This window comes from Sphingomonas sp. BK345 (genome assembly GCF_014193845.1).
Taxonomy (GTDB): domain Bacteria; phylum Pseudomonadota; class Alphaproteobacteria; order Sphingomonadales; family Sphingomonadaceae; genus Sphingomonas.
Genome location: NZ_JACHZX010000003.1, coordinates 603788 through 619509 on the forward strand (window position 1 = coordinate 603788; position 15722 = coordinate 619509).

The 15722-nt window shown below is 70.8% G+C and carries 15 protein-coding genes; 13 read left to right on the forward strand and 2 right to left on the reverse strand.

From position 1 onward, the window contains the following. Positions 1-27 precede the first annotated feature (27 nt). The 3 genes from FHY03_RS12120 (at position 28) to FHY03_RS21410 (ending at position 4955) form a co-directional block, all read left to right on the forward strand. Positions 28-231, forward strand: coding sequence for a hypothetical protein (locus tag FHY03_RS12120; RefSeq protein WP_183931029.1), 204 nt, complete (start codon positions 28-30; stop codon positions 229-231). A gap of 251 nt (positions 232-482) precedes the next feature. Further along, a complete protein-coding gene (locus tag FHY03_RS12125; RefSeq protein ID WP_183931031.1) occupies positions 483-4607 on the forward strand; it encodes an RHS repeat domain-containing protein in 4125 nt (1374 codons plus the stop codon). 90 nt (positions 4608-4697) lie between these two features. After that, complete coding sequence (locus FHY03_RS21410; RefSeq protein ID WP_409314196.1) at positions 4698-4955, forward strand: DUF6968 family protein; 258 nt, start codon at positions 4698-4700, stop codon at positions 4953-4955. A gap of 13 nt (positions 4956-4968) precedes the next feature. Here the strand turns inward: FHY03_RS21410 and FHY03_RS12130 are convergent, their stop codons facing one another. Further along, on the reverse strand, positions 4969-5370 hold the full coding sequence (locus tag FHY03_RS12130) for a hypothetical protein (RefSeq protein ID WP_183931033.1): 402 nt from the start codon (positions 5368-5370) through the stop codon (positions 4969-4971). A 469-nt stretch (positions 5371-5839) separates the two neighbouring features. Here FHY03_RS12130 and FHY03_RS12135 point away from each other — a divergent pair, with 469 nt between their 5' ends. The 8 genes from FHY03_RS12135 to virB11 are packed head-to-tail and all read left to right on the forward strand — an operon-like array spanning position 5840 to position 13254. After that, the gene (locus FHY03_RS12135) at positions 5840-6160 is read left to right on the forward strand and encodes a TrbC/VirB2 family protein (protein WP_311721474.1); all 321 of its coding nucleotides are present in this window, start codon (positions 5840-5842) and stop codon (positions 6158-6160) included. Between the two features lie 2 nt (positions 6161-6162). Further along, on the forward strand, positions 6163-6447 hold the full coding sequence (locus FHY03_RS12140; RefSeq protein ID WP_183931035.1) for a VirB3 family type IV secretion system protein: 285 nt from the start codon (positions 6163-6165) through the stop codon (positions 6445-6447). Next, positions 6426-8789: a VirB4 family type IV secretion/conjugal transfer ATPase gene (locus tag FHY03_RS12145; RefSeq protein WP_183931037.1), complete on the forward strand. Its 2364-nt coding sequence runs from the start codon at positions 6426-6428 to the stop codon at positions 8787-8789. The genes FHY03_RS12140 and FHY03_RS12145 overlap by 22 nt, the downstream gene beginning before the upstream one ends. Continuing rightward, the gene (locus FHY03_RS12150) at positions 8789-9994 is read left to right on the forward strand and encodes a type IV secretion system protein (protein ID WP_183931039.1); all 1206 of its coding nucleotides are present in this window, start codon (positions 8789-8791) and stop codon (positions 9992-9994) included. Before FHY03_RS12145 ends, FHY03_RS12150 begins: the two co-directional genes overlap by 1 nt. A 26-nt stretch (positions 9995-10020) precedes the next feature. Then, positions 10021-10380, forward strand: coding sequence for a hypothetical protein (locus tag FHY03_RS12155; RefSeq protein WP_221190138.1), 360 nt, complete (start codon positions 10021-10023; stop codon positions 10378-10380). A 26-nt stretch (positions 10381-10406) separates the two neighbouring features. Then, on the forward strand, positions 10407-11138 hold the full coding sequence (locus tag FHY03_RS12160) for a virB8 family protein (protein ID WP_183931041.1): 732 nt from the start codon (positions 10407-10409) through the stop codon (positions 11136-11138). After that, positions 11135-12283 (forward strand): TrbI/VirB10 family protein, encoded by a 1149-nt coding sequence (locus FHY03_RS21345; RefSeq protein ID WP_311721479.1) that lies wholly within the window; start codon positions 11135-11137, stop codon positions 12281-12283. The genes FHY03_RS12160 and FHY03_RS21345 overlap by 4 nt, the downstream gene beginning before the upstream one ends. After that, entirely contained in the window at positions 12280-13254 is a 975-nt protein-coding gene (gene virB11, locus FHY03_RS12170; protein WP_183923897.1) for a P-type DNA transfer ATPase VirB11, read from the forward strand. The genes FHY03_RS21345 and virB11 overlap by 4 nt, the downstream gene beginning before the upstream one ends. A gap of 48 nt (positions 13255-13302) precedes the next feature. On the opposite strand, the gene FHY03_RS12175 is transcribed toward virB11, so the two are convergent. Beyond that, positions 13303-14001 (reverse strand): pirin family protein, encoded by a 699-nt coding sequence (locus FHY03_RS12175; protein WP_183923894.1) that lies wholly within the window; start codon positions 13999-14001, stop codon positions 13303-13305. A 113-nt stretch (positions 14002-14114) separates the two neighbouring features. On the opposite strand from FHY03_RS12175, the gene FHY03_RS12180 reads away from it, so the two are divergent. Both FHY03_RS12180 and FHY03_RS12185 read left to right on the forward strand, forming a co-directional pair. Next, on the forward strand, positions 14115-15044 hold the full coding sequence (locus FHY03_RS12180; RefSeq protein WP_183931043.1) for a LysR family transcriptional regulator: 930 nt from the start codon (positions 14115-14117) through the stop codon (positions 15042-15044). A 219-nt stretch (positions 15045-15263) separates the two neighbouring features. Then, entirely contained in the window at positions 15264-15650 is a 387-nt protein-coding gene (locus FHY03_RS12185) for a hypothetical protein (protein ID WP_183931045.1), read from the forward strand. The last annotated feature ends 72 nt before the right edge of the window (positions 15651-15722 follow it).

The following is a 15722-nucleotide window of genomic DNA, read 5'->3' on the forward strand; positions in this document are numbered from 1 at the left end:
GCGCACGCTGTCAATGGGGGAAAGTGGATGATCGTCATGCGATCGCCCGATCGGGCGATCGCGTCATCGCGTGAAGTGTCGGAGCCGACGGCGCATAATGAAGGTTGGGCACGCGGCGCCGACGTGCGCGGGGCGCTCGGGGACTGCCCGTATCCCACATCGCTGGTGCGGTATGAACGCACGGAGTGGCTGCGCGGCTTCGCCGCCGGACGGCAGGATCGGCGCGGCTGAGCGGCGCCCGCTGACCCATCCCGGCGTGAGAGAAGCTGGTATCTCGCGCGCCGCGCGATGCCGCCGTCCTGCCCCGCCTATAATGTGGCGGAAGGCGGCGATGATCGTGGTGCGGCACAGAACGGCTCGATCGGCGTGGCGCGGAGGCGTCGCGACGAGGCGGGTGTAAGCCGCGTCATCGCCAATCCGTCAGGGTCTGGCGTCGCGTTCTGCGGGAGTGTCGCGGCTGGCGCATATGGGAAAGCGCCGTCGTGTCCGTCATTCTCCCCGCCGTCTGTCGCGGCCTGTTGCTGTTCGTCTCTCTGATTGCAGCCGCTTCCGCGCGAGCGCAGGTTAGCGACGATGATCCCGAGCTCGGGCCCGTCTACGTCGATCCCGGCACGCCGGGGCAAACGGTCGACAAGAACGGGATCGATCTCGCGACCGGCCGCTTCGTTGGTCACTACGCGTCGTTGTCGATCGGCAGCGGCGATACCGCGCTGCGCTGGTCCGATGGGGCCGACGATCTCACGCGCGCGCGGCTGCTGATCCAGGGGAGCGGCTATTTCGTCTCGATCGGCGACATCACCACCGAATTCCTCCAGCAGGACGGTGGAGGGTTCGTCCCGCTGATGAAGAAGGGCGAGACGCTCCAGCTGATCGGCAACGACTTCATCTACACCAATCGCTCCGGGGACCAGCTGATGTTCCGGCTTAAATGGCTGGAACACTACCAGATCGCGAACACGCCCAGCAATTACCTGCCGGTGTCGCTGCGGCGCCACGACGGTCTCACGGTCATTTTCAACTATGACAGCGGCACGACCCGGCATTCCGCCATCCGCAAGAAGAAAAAGCGTTGGATGCGGCTCGGCTCGCTGTCGACCACCAACGGCTATGTCCTGCGGCTGCTATACGGGCAGAGCGAGCTGCCCGACACTGGCTCCTGGACGATGCCATGGTTCCAGCGCACCGGCTACGGGATCGGCCGCCTCGCCGACGGGTGCGGCGCGACGTCGGGCGCGGGGTGCCTGCGCCAAGTCTCGGTCGACGCCGACGGCTCGGCGACCGACGCGGCAGGACAGCGGACGACGGTGACCCGCGCCGATGGCACGATCAGCGTGCGGCGGCCGGGCTCGACCAGCGACGACGAGGTGATCGTCGGGGAGGGCAGCCCCACCGTGACGAATGGCGGCGTGACGACGACCTACTCCCGTACAGACAACGAGGACCTCACCCATACGATGACGGTCGTCGAGGGCGACCTGCCGGCGCGGCGATACGTGTTCAGCGAGACGCTGTTCAACCTGCTGCGCGAAGAGTGGCAAGCCGAGCCGGACGGGCCGGTCCTGACGCGGCGATACGAGTATGACCCGGACAGCGGCCTGCTCCTGCGCGTGACCGAACCCGAAGGCAATTACACTAGGTTCAGCTACGATGACCGGGGCAACGTCGTCGAGACCAGGATCGTGTCGAAGACGCCCGGCACCCCGGCGGACATCGTCACCAGCGCGACCTATCCGGCGACATGCGACAACCCGCTGACGTGCAACCAGCCGCTCACCACCACCGACGCCCGCGGCGGCGTGACCGACTATAGCTACGATCCGGTCCACGGCGGGGTGCGCAGCGTGACACGGCCCGCGGCGGATCCGGGTCAGCCGGCACGGCGCGCGACCGCGCGCTACGACTATGACAAGTTCGACGCGCACGGCGCGGCGATCGATACGACGCCGCAATATGACGACGACGGCAACCTCATCGACTCCGCCCCCGGCGTGTGGCTGCCCTCGCGGCTCTCCGTCTGCGCTACGCGGGTCGACTGCGCCGGCACCGCCGACGAGACAGTGACGGCACTGAGCTACGGCGAAGGGCTCAACGTGGCGTCGATCGCGCGCGCGGCGGGGGGCCGGGCGTCTCCCGACGATGCCGCGGTGCTGAGCGCGACGACGAGCTTCGCCTATGACACGATCGGCGACGTGACGGCCGCCGATGGGCCGCTGGTAGGCCCGGCCGACACGGTGCGCACCCGCTACGATCTGCTGCGCCGACCGACCGGCACGGTGTTGCCCGACCCGGACGGCGACGGCCCGCGCGCGGCACGCGCGACGCGGGTGACCTACAATGCCGACGGCAGCGTGGGGTCGGTCGAGCAGGGCACGGACACGAGTCCGGCCGCGCCCGACTTCGGCGGCTTCACCCCGCTGCAGCGGCTCGATTACGGCTATGACGGCTATCACCGTCCGGTGCGCCAGGCGCTCGCGCTGGGCGGAAAGACCTATGCGCTGAGCCAGCAGAGCTACGACGGCCATGGCCGCCCGGAGTGCAGCGTGACGCGGCTCGACCCGTCGCAGTGGGACAAAGCGGGCGACGCGTGCACGCCGCAGACGGGTCCTCACGGCACCGACCGGGTGGTGCGTCGCGGCTATGACCTGCTCGGCCGGGTGCGGTGGCAGACGAGCGGCTACGGCAGCGCGACGCCGTCGACCGAGCGGACGAGCTACAGCGCGAACGGCGTGGTGGCGGTGGTGACCGACGGTGACGACCATCCGACGGCCTATGCGCGCGACGGTTTCGACCGTCCGTGGCGGAGCTGCTACGCGGTGGCGAGCGTGGCGGACTGCGCGGCGGCGCCGGCGGACTATCGTGAGCTGAGCTTCGCGGGCAACGGCGACCTGGCGGGGGTGCGGCTGCGCGACGGTCGCGCGCTGTCGTTCGGCTATGACGGGCTGGGTCGTCGCGCGACGGTGACGTTCGTGTCGCCGACCGGGGCGAGCGACGCGACGACGACCTACGGCTACGACCTGCTCGACCGCACGGTGAGCGTGAGCGACGTGGCGGGGCAGAGCGTGGGCTACGGCTATGACGCGCTCGGGCGGGTGGTGAGCGAGACGGGCGCCTCGGGGACGCTGCGCAGCGACTATGACGCGGCTGGCCGGCGGGTGCGGCTGACCTGGGGCGACGGCTTCTGGGTGCGCTACGACTATGACCCGACCGGCGCGCTGACCGCGGTGACGGAGGACAGCGGTCACAGCCTGGCGTCGTACGAGTATGACGATCTGGGTCGGCGGACGCGGCGGCTGCTCGGCAACGGCGCGAACACGAGCTACGATTACGGCGGGACGCCGTGGCTGGGGACGCTGGGCGTGGGCGGCGTGTCGATCGGGCTCGACACGAACGCGGCGGGGCAGATCACCGGGCGGACGCTGTCGGACCGGACGCTGGCGTACCGCGCGCCGATGGACGTGACGCGCGGCTACGGGGTGAACGCGCTGAACCAGTACACGCGCTCGGGGGCGGTGGTGCCGAGCTATGACGCGCGCGGCAACCTGACGAGCGCGCACGGGGCGAGCGGGGGCGACCGCTACGTGTACGACCTGCGCGACCGGCTGGTGGCGGCGGGGGCGGACGGCGCGGCGGCGGACCGGCGCCTGGGCTATGACCCGCTGGGTCGGCTGGTGCAGGTGGAGCCGGCGGGTCTGGCGTGGGAGTGGGACGGCGCGCAGCTGGTGACGGAGCGGCGCGCGGGCGCGGTGGTGGCGCGCTACGTGCCGGGGGCGGGGGCGGACGAGCCTTTGGTGTGGTACGACGGGGCGGACCGGACGCGGCGGCGCTGGCTGGAGGCGGACGAGCGCGGCTCGGTGGTGCGGGTGAGCGACGACGCGAACGCGACGGTGGCGGTGAACCGCTACGACGACTGGGGGGTGCCGAAGCGGGGGAACCTGGGGCGGTTCCAGTACACCGGCCAGACATGGCTGCCGGAGCTGCGCTTCTATTATTACAAGGCGCGGATGTACTCGCCGACGCTGGGGCGGTTTCTTCAGCCCGACCCGGTCGGCTATGAGGCGGGGAGGAACTGGTATGAATATGTCGGGGGTGATCCGGTCAATGTCACGGACCCCAGCGGGATGTGCGGCTATCCCGGGGAGCAGCCCTGCGAGGATCCGGATCAGCCTGATATCGTCGTGCCGGGCACGCGCGATCCGGGAGTAAAGATCGGGGCCGATATTCAATTTGACTCGCAGACTCCGCTGGGTAGAAGTGATGACATTATCGTCGTTGGCCGCAGGCAGGCGCCGCAGAGTCTCCAGCGTAATGGTCAGAAACCCCCGTCTTATGATGAGGGGGATCCAGACTACAATCGTGATCTCAACAAATGCCGCGCCCTTGCTGATGCAGGTAATCGGGCAGCGGCTAGCCGTTGTTATTCAAGTGCGGAGGTGCGCAAGGGTTTGCGGGACGGGGGAACTCCAGAGAGTCAGCTGCCACCATTGATCACTTGGAAAAATGCGGCGAGCGTCGTAGGTGGTGTTGCTGTCGGAACCATTCTCTATTGGGTGATCAGCGAAGGCTCTCGTATCCTTTTTCCGCCTCGTAACTTGATTCCAGTGCCATGATGTGTGGCTGATTATCACTAGCGAGATGTGTGTCGTTTTCAAATTGGCGAGCTGACGGCAATGAGAGTTGAAAGGGAACTCCTCGACAATATGGGATCAAAGGTGATTCTATACATAGAAGGGCCAGAAAGCACGGACCGTCGGGATGAATTTTCGTGCAAAATTGGCCTTGAGGGGGCGGGGATCACAAGAAACACTGTGTTATATGGCCTCGATCCGATGCAGGCGCTGCTGATGGCGGTTCGGCATATGGCTGGTTTTGTTGAGCGCGAGTCAAAGGCGATCAGTCCGCGTCGATTGTTATGGGACTTGGGCTCGACGGAGGACGATTTCGGACTGCTGCCCTAGTTGCTGCTATAGATCACTTCTTGTTCGTCAATCGCCATCCCCACGACCTTGACCGGCCAGAGAAGGCGGTCGTCACAGCCGGCCCCTTCACCGCCTCGTTGCTGGCGCCGATCTTCGCGCCGTCACGGATCCGGAAGGCTTTGGTGAGGCTGGCGCGATTCTCGGTGTAGACGATCGCGCCTTCTCGCGCCCTGCTAAAGGCGACATAAGCCGAATGCGCATCGACAGTGCCGGCGCAGAACGCTGCGCGGTGCACCATGTTCGGATCGAACATCGCTCCGTACGCGGAGTGGATCGTGCGAACGTATCCCGACCGCACATCCAAGTCGGCAAGGTGCGCCAAGTCGAGCATCTCGCGCCGCCCGTCCTCGCGCTCCTGCACCATGCTGGAGCCTTCCGGGTCGGTTGCGGCCACCTTGGACGCACTCGCCGACGATCCGGATCTTGGCTCTGACATAGCGCGCTATAAATCCAAACGCTGAGTTCTGCCGCAGCTGCTTGGCATGATGCCGCTACGCGACGGGCGCGGGCTGTCGCTCGGCTATAACGCGCTGGAGCGCTGCGCGGGGGTGACGTTCGTGTGAGAGGGCGGGGCGGGCGACGCGACGACGCGCTCCGCCCATGACCCGTCGGGTCGGCTGCGCCGGATCGAGCCGGCCGGGCTGTCGTACGAGTGGGTCGCCGCTCCTCCGAGCGGATCGTGGCGGCGCGGATAGGCCCGGCAGCAGACGGCATCACTCATTCGGCGCTGTTCGCCCCGCTTGGCCGATTATTCCCCGCCACGATCGCCGCGATCGCTTGTGCCGCACCTATGATAAACGTGACGCCGTGGCGGGCCGACCGCGGGCCCGGCGTCCGGCGACGCGGTAGGTGGGAGTGAGTGCGTGAGACGAGCGCGAGCGGCGATGGCGACCGGCACGGCGCTGTTCCTCTGTTGCGCGTCGACCGCCGCCGCGCAGGAGCTGGGCAGCGATCCCGCCGGCTCGGGGGCGATCGTCGGCGCGGTCCACTGGCTGCAGGGGACGCTGCTCGGCACGGTGGCCACGGTCGCGGCGGTGATCGCGGTCGCGGTCGTCGGCTTCATGATGCTCACGGGGCGAATCAACTGGCGCTACGGGGCCACCGTGATTTTGGGATGCTTCATCCTGTTCGGCGCGGCCAGCATCGTCGCGGGGATCCGCACCACCGCCACGCTGGGCGGCTGAACGTGGCGGAGATCGAGCGTGACCGGCTGTTCGTCGCGCTGACTCGCCCGCAGATGTTCGCCGGGGTCACCTACAGCTTTTTCACCGCCAACGCGGTGCTCGCGACCGAGCTGTTCCTGCTCTCGCACGGCGCGTGGGTGATCGCCGCGGCGCTGCTGATTCACCTTGCCGGCATGGCGCTGTGCGTGCGCGAGCCGCGCATTTTCGACCTGTGGCTGGCGCGCGTCGGCCGCTGCCCGCGGGTGCGCAACCACGCGATCTGGCGATGCAACTCCTACCGGCCCTGACGCGCGACCCGAACCTCATCGCGCGTGAGCGGTCGGTTGGCAGTCACCTGCCCTACGCACGCCACGTCGACGCGCACACGCTGGAGACGCGCGACGGGCTGCTGCTCCAAGTCATCCACCTGCGCGGGCTGCTGTTCGAGACCGCCGACAGCGACGAGCTCGACTATCGCAAGTGGCTGCGCGACGCGATGCTCCGGGCGATCGGCACATCGCAATTCGCGCTCTACCATCACGTCGTGCGCCGCCGCGTCGACGCCGCGCTGGACGGCAACTTTCCCGACGCCTTCTCCGCTCGCCTCGACGCCGCCTGGCGCGCGCGGCTGGCGACCCGGCGGCTCTACGTTAACGACCTCTATCTCACGCTCGTCCGGCGACCGTTGCAGGGGAGGGTCGGTCTGATCGATCGCGCGCGCGGCCTTTTCGCGCGTCACGCGCCCGACCCGCTCGCGCATGACCTGCGCCAGCTCGACGCCGCGCGCGAGGCGCTGCTCGCCGCAATCGGCAGCTACGCGCCGCGGCTGCTCGGCACCTATGTGACGCGCGACGGCACCTGTTCCGAGCCGCTCGAGTTCCTCTCGCACCTGCTCAACGCCGAGCTGCGCCCGGTGCTGCTGCCGCTCCAGGACGTGGGCGACTATCTGCCCTACCGTCGCGTCAGCTTCGGGCAGCAGACCGTGGAGCTCGGCCCGGCCGGTACCGCGCCGCGCGACTTCGTCGGACTGGTCTCGGTCAAGGACTATCCCGCGCAGACCAGCGCGGGGATGTTCGACGAGCTGCTGCGGCTGCCGCTCGAGCTGGTCGTGTCGCAGTCGTTCGGCTTCGTCGACCGTGCCGCCGCGCTCGGCCGCATGAACCTGGCGATGCGACGGATGCGCTCGGCTGAGGATGAGGCGGTGAGCCTGCGCGCCAGTCTCAGCGATGCCAAGGACGATGTCGCCGCGGGTCGCGCCGGCTTCGGCGAGCATCACATGACCATCGCGGTGCGCGGCGACACGCCCGCCGCGGTCGACGCCGGCGTCGCCGAGGTGCAGGCGACGCTGGCCGAAATCGGCGTGGTCGCGGCGCGCGAAGATATCGCGCTCGAGCCCGCTTTCTGGGCGCAGTTCCCCGGAAACTTCAAGTATATCGCCCGGCGCGGCCTAATCTCCACGACCAATTTCGCCGGACTCGCCAGCGCGCACAATTTCGCGCTTGGGCAGGCCAGCGGCAATCACTGGGGCGACGCGGTGTCGCTGCTCGAGACCACCGCGGCGGGACCCTATTACTTCAATTTCCACCGCGGCGATCTCGGTAATTTCACCGTCATCGGCCCGTCGGGCTCGGGCAAGACCGTGGTGGTCAACTTCCTGCTGGCGCAGGCGCGCCGGAACGACCCGCGCATCGTCTTCTTCGACAAGGATCGCGGCGCCGAGCTGTTCCTGCGCGCGATCGGCGGGCGCTATGACGTGCTGCGCCCCGGCGCGCCCGCCGGGCTCAACCCGCTGGTGCTGCCCGACACGCCCGCCAACCGCCAGTTTCTGCTCGACTGGCTGATACTGCTCGCTGGCGGCGCCGCGCTCGATGAGATCGAGCGCATCCGCGACGCGATCGATGCCAACTACGCCGCGCCCGCCGACTTCCGTCGGCTGCGCCACCTGGTCGAGCTGTTCCGCGGCGACCGCCGGCCGCAGGCGGGTGACCTGTGGGCGCGGCTGCGGCCGTGGTGGGGCGAGGGCGAGCGCGCCTGGCTGTTCGACAACGCGAAGGACACCACCGACCTCGCCGCGCGCGCGGTCGGCTTCGACATGACGCAGGTGCTCGACGATGCCGCGGTGCGCACGCCGGCGATGCTCTACCTGTTCCACCGCGTGGAGGAGCGGCTCGACGGCACGCCGGCGATCATCATGGTCGACGAGGGTTGGAAGGCGCTCGACGACGAGGTCTTCGTGCGCCGGATCAAGGACTGGGAGAAGACGATCCGCAAGCGCAACGGCATCGTCGGCTTCGCCACGCAGAGCGCACAGGACGCGTTGCAGAGCCGCATCGCCAGCGCGATCATCGAGCAGGCCGCGACGCAGATCTTCATGGCCAACCCCAAGGCGCAGGCGCCCGACTATGTCGACGGCTTCGGGCTGACCCGGCACGAGTTCGAGCTGGTCCGCACGTTGCCCGACAGTGCGCGCTGCTTCCTCGTTAAGCACGCCCAAGAGAGCGTGGTGGTGCGCCTCAACCTCGCGGGCGAGGAGGAGCTGCTCACCATACTGTCGGGGCGCGAGCGCACGGTCCGCCTGCTCGACGCGATCCGTGCCGAGGTCGGCGACGATCCAGCCGACTGGCTTCCGCGCCTGCTGGAGCGCGCGTGATGGCGCTCGGCTGCGCGTTCTCGCCCGCGCCCGACCGGTTCGCCTCCGACCTGCTGTCGTACCTCGACTGCGAGGTGGTGACGCTCGGCTCGCGCGGGTTCGCGGCGCTGGCGGCGCCGGGGTCGAGCGTGTCGCTGCTGCTCGCCGCGCTGCTGACGATCTTCGTCGCGCTGTTCGGCTACCGTCTGCTGTTCGGCGAAACGATCGGCGTCCGCGCGGGCGTGCTCGCCGCGGTGAAGGTCGGCGTGGTGCTCGCCTTCGCGACGAGCTGGCCGGCGTACCGGACGGTCGTCCTCGACGTGGTGCTACGCGCGCCCGCCGAGCTCGCCGGCGAGATCGGCCGCCCCGCCGGGCTGCCCGGCGCGGACGGCGGACTGGCGGCCCGTATCGACGGCGTCGACCGGGACCTGCGCCTCCTCGCGATCTACGGCACGGGCGTGCCGACGCGCCAGCAGGTCGAGCAGGCCGATGGTGTCGCGCCCCCGCTCTTCGCCGACTTCGACGTCTTCGCGCTCGGCATGGCGCGGCTGGTCTTCCTCGTCGGCGGGCTGGGCTCGTTCGCGTTGCTGCGGGTCGGCGCGGGGCTGCTGCTCGCGCTGGGGCCGCTGTTCGTCGCCTTCCTGCTGTTCGACGCGACGCGCGGGCTCGCCGAGGGCTGGCTGCGCGGGCTGACGGCGGCGACGATCGGCAGCGCCGCGATCGTGGTGGCGCTCGGGATCGAGCTCGGGTTGCTTGAGCCGTGGCTGACCGACCTCGCGCTGCGCCGTGCCGGCGGTATTGCCATTCCTGGCGCGCCGACTGCGATGCTCGCGACGGCGATGATCTTCGCGCTGGCGACGGTGGGCGCGGTCGCACTGGTGGCGCGGATCGCCTTCGGGCTGCGGCTGCCGGTCGAATGGGTCAGCCACATGGTTTCGACTTCGGGCCGCGAGGCTTACGCGACCCGCGTCGTCGCGCGCGCGAACGACATCGCGATCGGCGCGCTGCGCCCGCGCGCCATGACGATCACCGACAGCATCGGCGCCGTACAGCGCCGCGACGAGTTGGCGGGCCGTGCGATCACACGCGCGGCAGCGATCAGCGGTGCCGCCGCACGCTCCGCTGGCGAGCCGCAGGCGGGTGCGACCACTGCTATCGGGCAAAGCGTCCGGCGGCGCACGACGCAGCGCACCTCCCGCGGCGGCAGCCTGCGTGACGCGCGGTGATGGAGATGAGGCAGCGGAGCCAAGCGATGAAGTTACGCCGACGTGAGATGATATCGGGGATCGTCGGCGCCATGTCGCTCACCCTTGCGACGTTGGCGCCCGCAGCCGCTCTAGCGAGCTCCGTCACGGGCAAGATCCTCCAGCTCTACACGCGCGAAACCGATGGCCTGCAGATGGTCGAGGTCGAGGGACGTGGAGCGCGCCCCGCCTGCGCGACGCAGACCTACATGCTTATCCGCGACGAGAAGTCCGAAGCGGGCAAGGCGCAGTTCGCCATGTTGATGGCGGCCTTTCTTGCTGATCGTCAGGTGATCGTCTTCGGCAGCGACACCTGTACGCGCTGGCCGGACGGCGAGGATATCACGATCGTCGAATACGCGCGATGACGCAGCCCAGCGCCCACGGACGATCGATGCCGCCCGCGTCCGCACAGCCCGACCATCTCGCTCACGGCGCGAGCTGGGCGCAGGACCGGCGCGACGCGCTGTTCCGCTCGCGCCGTACCGCGTGGCTCGTCGCCGCGGCAGCGACGGTCGTGGCCGTGTGTGAGGCGCTCGCGCTGGTCGCGCTGCTGCCGCTCAAGACGGTGGTACCGTACACGCTGATGGTGGATCGCCAGACCGGCTACGTCCAGGCGCTCAAGCCCTTCGACGCCGAGCGCGTCGTCCCCGACCGCGCGCTGACGCAATCGTTGCTGGTGCAATATGTCATCGCCCGCGAGGGCTTCGACGTTGACACCGTGCAGAGCGACTATCGCAAGGTCGGCCTGTGGTCGGTGGGGCAGGCGCGCGCCGATTATCTCACCGCCATGCAAGCCTCGGATCCGGCGAGCCCGCTCGCGCTGTATCCGCGCACCACGGTCGTCGCGGTCGAGGTCAAGAGCGTCACCCCGCTGGGCAGCGGCGTCGCGCTGGTGCGCTACGACACCCGACGACGCGACGTCGGCGGCACGCTGCAGCCGGCGCGCCCCTGGGTGGCGGTGATCCGATACGGCTTCTCCGGCGAGCCGCTCAGCACCGTGGACCGCTTCGTCAATCCGCTCGGCTTCCAAGTTCGCCGCTATCGCCGCAGCGAGGAGGCGCTGCCCGCTTCTGCCGCGCCGGGCGCAGCGCCGACCGTGCCGCCGACGATGACGCTGCCGTGACCGCGGCGCGTGAGGCGGCGGGCGGCGACCCGCGCGCAACGCTCGACCCCGCGACGCGGGAGCGCGACGTGCGGCCGATCGTCGCGCGGCCGCGCCCCGGCCTCTCGGCAGGGGCGATCACGCTGACCGCGATCGCCGCCGCGGCGCTGTTGTTCGGACTGCTCGAGGAGCGGCGGCGCGCGGCGGTGGTGCCGGCGGTGGCGCCGAGCGGGGCGGCGGAGGTGGTCGCCGCACCGCCGCCTCTGATGATACCTCCTGCTCCCCCGACCCCCGCGCCGTCGCGCGCCGTTGCTCCGTCGGCACCCGAGCCGCACCCGATGTCGGCGCCGGTGGCGCCGGCGGTGTCAACTCACGCGCGCACCCCCGCCGGGGCGACCGGGCCGAGCGTCGGCACACCCGCGCCCGCGCCCGCGAAGACGCCGTCCACGCCGGCCGCGCCCCCACGCGTCGCGCCGGGTCAGGCACTCATCGTCGACACGTCCGCGCCGCCCGATGTCGACCATGGCACGGATGCCGCCGCGGACGAGAAGAACGGCGCGGGCCGGCAGCCGGTGCTCTCGACCAGCCGCGCGCGCGCCACGATGCTCGCGAACCGCGCGACCACCGTGGCGCAGGGCACGCTGATCCCGGCGGTGCTCGAGACCGGCTTCGACTCGACCAGCCCGGGCTTCGCGCGCGCGCTGGTGCAGCGCGACGTGCGCGGCTTCGACGGGACGCGCGTGCTGATCCCGCGCGGCAGCCGGCTGATCGGCGACTATGGCTCCGACACGCAGCGCGGGCAGAATCGGGCGGTGATCCTGTGGTCGCGGCTGATCCGGCCGGACGGAGTGACGATCGCGATTGGCTCGCCCGCGGCCGATCCGGTCGGCCGCGGCGGGGTGCGCGCCGACGTCAACACGCACTTCCTCGAGCGCTTCAGCGGCGCGATCCTCCAGTCTGTGCTCGACCTGGGCGTCACCATGGCGGGGCGCGGCAGCCGCTCGCCGGTGATCGTCGCGCTACCCGGCGCAGGCAGCAGGGTCGCGGCGACGGTGCCGGCCACGGGAAGCGACATCGTGCCGACGCTGCGCGTGCCGCCCGGGCGCAGCGTCGGCGTGTTCGTCGCGCGCGACCTCGATTTCACCGAGTCGGAAGCGGCGCGGTGAGCGAGGACGGCTGGCGCTATCTCCACCGCGGCCTCGCCCCGCTGGCGCCGCTGCTGGCGCGCGGGGACGTCACCGACCTCTACGTCAACCGCCCCGGCGAAGTGTGGATCGAGACGCTGGGCGGCGCGACCGAGCGGCTCGACGTGCCCGCGCTCGACGCGGCGGCGCTGCGGCGACTGGTCGAGCAGGTCGCCGCCTTCTCGCACCAAGGGATCAGCCGGGCGCACCCGCTGCTCTCGGCGACGCTGCCGGGCGGCGAGCGGGTGCAGGTGATCGCGCCGCCGGCGACACGCGGCGCGCTGGCGCTCGCGATCCGGCGCCCCGTCGTCGCCGATCTGTCACTCGACGACCTCTCCGCCGCGGGCGCCTTCGCGCCGCTGGCGGAAGCACGGGCGATGCTTCGGGTCGACGCGGCGCTGGACGAGCTGCGCGCGCGCGGCGAGATCGCCGGGTTGCTGCGCGCGGCCGTGCGCCGGCGACGCAACATCCTGGTCTCGGGCGGGACCTCGTCGGGCAAGACGACCTTCCTTGACGCGCTGCTGCGCGAGATCCCGCCGCACGAGCGGCTGATCACGATCGAGGACGTTTCCGAGCTGCGCCCGCCGCACGCCAATCACGTCGGCCTGGTCGCGGTGCGCGGCGCGCTGGGCGAGGCGCAGGTAAGCGCGGACGATCTCGTCACCGCCGCGCTGCGGATGCGCCCGGACAGGATCATCCTGGGCGAGCTGCGCGGCGTCGAGGCCGTCGCCTTCCTGCGCGCGATCAACACCGGCCATCCCGGATCGATGGCGACGGTGCACGCTGACAGCGCGGCGGGCGCGGTGGAGCAGATCGCGCTGCTGGTATTGCAGGGCGGGACGCGGCTGAGCCGCGCGGACGTGCTCGATTATGTCCGCGGCGCGATCCACGTCTTTGTCCAGCTCGGCCGGGTCGACGGGTGTCGGGTCGTCACCGAGCTCGTCGTGCGCTGAACCGGGCCTGAGCGGCGTGCCCAGCACAGGACACGCCGCCGCGTCCCCCTAGGCGGCGTCGACCAGCACCAATTCGCTGTCCTCCAGCGCGGTGACGCTCAGCACCTCGACCGCGCTGATCGCGGCGCCGTCGCGCGCGTTGACCCGCACGCCGTCGATCTCGACCGCGCCGGTGGCGGGCACCAGATAGGCTTTGCGGTCGCGGCCGAGCGGATAGTCGGCGCGCTCGCCCTTGCGCAGGGTCGCACCGACCACGCGCGCGTCGGTGCGGATCGGCAGCGCGTCGCCGTCGCCGTCATAGCCGCTGGCGAGCGTGACGAACTGGCCCGAGCGCTCGCCCTTGGGAAAGGGCTTGGCGCCCCATTGCGGCTGGTCGCCGGTGCGCGTCGGCACGATCCAGATCTGGAAGATGCGCGTGGTCACGTCCTCCATGTTATACTCGGCGTGGCGGATGCCGGTGCCCGCGCTCATCACCTGGACGTCGCCCGCCTCGGTGCGGCCGGCGTTGCCGAGATTGTCCTGGTGCGTGATCGCGCCCTCGCGGACATAGGTGATGATCTCCATGTCGCGGTGCGGGTGCGGCGGGAAGCCGGTCTTGGGCGCGATCGTGTCGTCGTTCCACACGCGCAGGTTGCCCCAATGGGTGCGCGCCGGGTCATGGTAACCGCCGAAGGAGAAATGGTGCTTGGCGTCGAGCCAGCCGTGGTTGGCGCCGCCGAGCGAGGCGAGGGGGCGGAGGTCGATCATGCTGTTCACTCCTGTTGGGCCGCTGGTGGCCGGTGCATGGCGATGATCTAGGGCTTGCGGACCCTCGCGTTCAGCCGGATAAATTCGTCCGTCATGTTCGAGGAAGTGGAACAGTGAGCGAGCCCGGCACGCCGACCTTCGACCAGCTGCGCCTCTTCCTCGCGATCGTCGACGAGGGCAGCTTCGGCGCGGCGGCGCGCCGGCTCAACCGCGCGGTATCGGTGGTGAGCTACGGCGTCGCCAATCTGGAGGCGCAGCTCGGCCTGACGCTGTTCGAGCGCGAGGGCACACGCCGCCCGGTGCTGACCGAGGCGGGGCGCGCGGTGCTCGCCGAGGCGCGAGCGGTCGCCGCGGGGATCGACGGGCTGCGCGCCAAGGCGCGCGGGCTGCTCCAGGGGCTGGAGGCGGAGGTGGTGCTCGCGGTCGACGTGATGCTGCCGGCGGAGCGGCTCGGGCGCGTGCTGCGCGGCTTCGCGCGCGAATATCCCACGGTGGCGCTGCGGCTCCACGTCGAGGCGCTCGGCGCCGTGGCGGCGATGGTGCTCGACCGCGCCGCCGCGATCGGCGTCTCCGGGCCGCTCGCCGCCGGGGTGGAGGGGCTGGAGTGCGAGGCGGCGGGGGCGCTGGCGATGGTGCCGGTGGCGGCGCCCGACCACCCGCTCGGCCGCATGACCACGATCGCGCCGGGCGCGGCGCGCGGCTACACGCAGCTGGTGCTGAGCGATCGGTCGCGCTTCACCGAGGGGCGCGACTTCGCGGTGGTAAGCCACCAGACGTGGCGGCTCGCCGACCTCGGCGCCAAGCACGCGCTGCTGCGCGAGGGGATCGGCTGGGGCAACATGCCGCTGCCGATGGTGGCGGACGACCTGCTCGCGGGTACGTTGGTGCGGCTGGCGCTGCCCGATCATCCCGGCGGCATCTACCGCTTCGGCACGATCTGGCGCCGCGACTCGCCACCCGGGCCGGCGGCGTCGTGGCTGCTGGCGCAGTTCGTCGCAGAGGGGCGCGGCGACGCCGAGGAGGCGGGGCTGGGGGATATCTGAGGGGGAGAGCTGAACTCCTCCCCGGCACGGGGAGGGGACCAGCCGAAGGCTGGTGGAAGGGGCGCTCCGCCAACGCTGTGCTTCGTGGTGAGCCCCCTCCACCACCCGGCTGCGCCGGGCGGTCCCCCTCTCCGCGAGCGGGGAGGATCTGATCTTCTCCCGATCTCGTGCTGATCGACGTCGTTGCGTCGCTCCCGCCACGCGCCTAGTCCCGCCGGCGTGACGTCGCTGCGCCGACTCCTCGCGAACAGCCCGCGCCTGGCCCTGTGGCTGGTGGTGGCGGCGCTCGCGGTGCGGCTGCTCGTCCCCGCCGGCTATATGCTGAGCCCGGCCCGGCCGCTCGCGCTGGTCGCCTGCCCCGGTGTCGCGCGGGTGGCGCACCACCGGCATGACGGCTCTCCCGCCCACCACCGGGCGCCCGACCAGCCTTGCGCCTTCGCCGCGCTTACCACGCCGCTCGCGGTCGCCGCCGCGACGGTGCCGGCGGCGGTGACCGCGCTGGCCGCCGCGACGCCGGCCCCGCGGCCGCGCGCCGTCGCCGCCCCGCGTGCGCCGCCGCGGTGGCGCCCGCCGCTGCGCGCGCCGCCGCTCGCCCTCGTCGCCTGACTCGTCGCCGGCGCGCGCGCCGGTGCCCGACCAAGCCGCGCGCGTGCCCAGCGCCGCGCGCGCACGAGGGAT

Coding starts and splice junctions, on each gene's coding strand:
- FHY03_RS12175 (WP_183923894.1), bottom strand. CDS start 14,001: ATGATCGACCTCCGCCCCCTCGCCTCGCTCGGCGGCGCCAACCACGGC.
- FHY03_RS12150 (WP_183931039.1), top strand. CDS start 8,789: ATGGCGCTCGGCTGCGCGTTCTCGCCCGCGCCCGACCGGTTCGCCTCC.
- FHY03_RS12155 (WP_221190138.1), top strand. CDS start 10,021: ATGAAGTTACGCCGACGTGAGATGATATCGGGGATCGTCGGCGCCATG.
- FHY03_RS12145 (WP_183931037.1), top strand. CDS start 6,426: ATGCAACTCCTACCGGCCCTGACGCGCGACCCGAACCTCATCGCGCGT.
- FHY03_RS12160 (WP_183931041.1), top strand. CDS start 10,407: ATGCCGCCCGCGTCCGCACAGCCCGACCATCTCGCTCACGGCGCGAGC.
- FHY03_RS12120 (WP_183931029.1), top strand. CDS start 28: ATGATCGTCATGCGATCGCCCGATCGGGCGATCGCGTCATCGCGTGAA.
- FHY03_RS21410 (WP_409314196.1), top strand. CDS start 4,698: ATGGGATCAAAGGTGATTCTATACATAGAAGGGCCAGAAAGCACGGAC.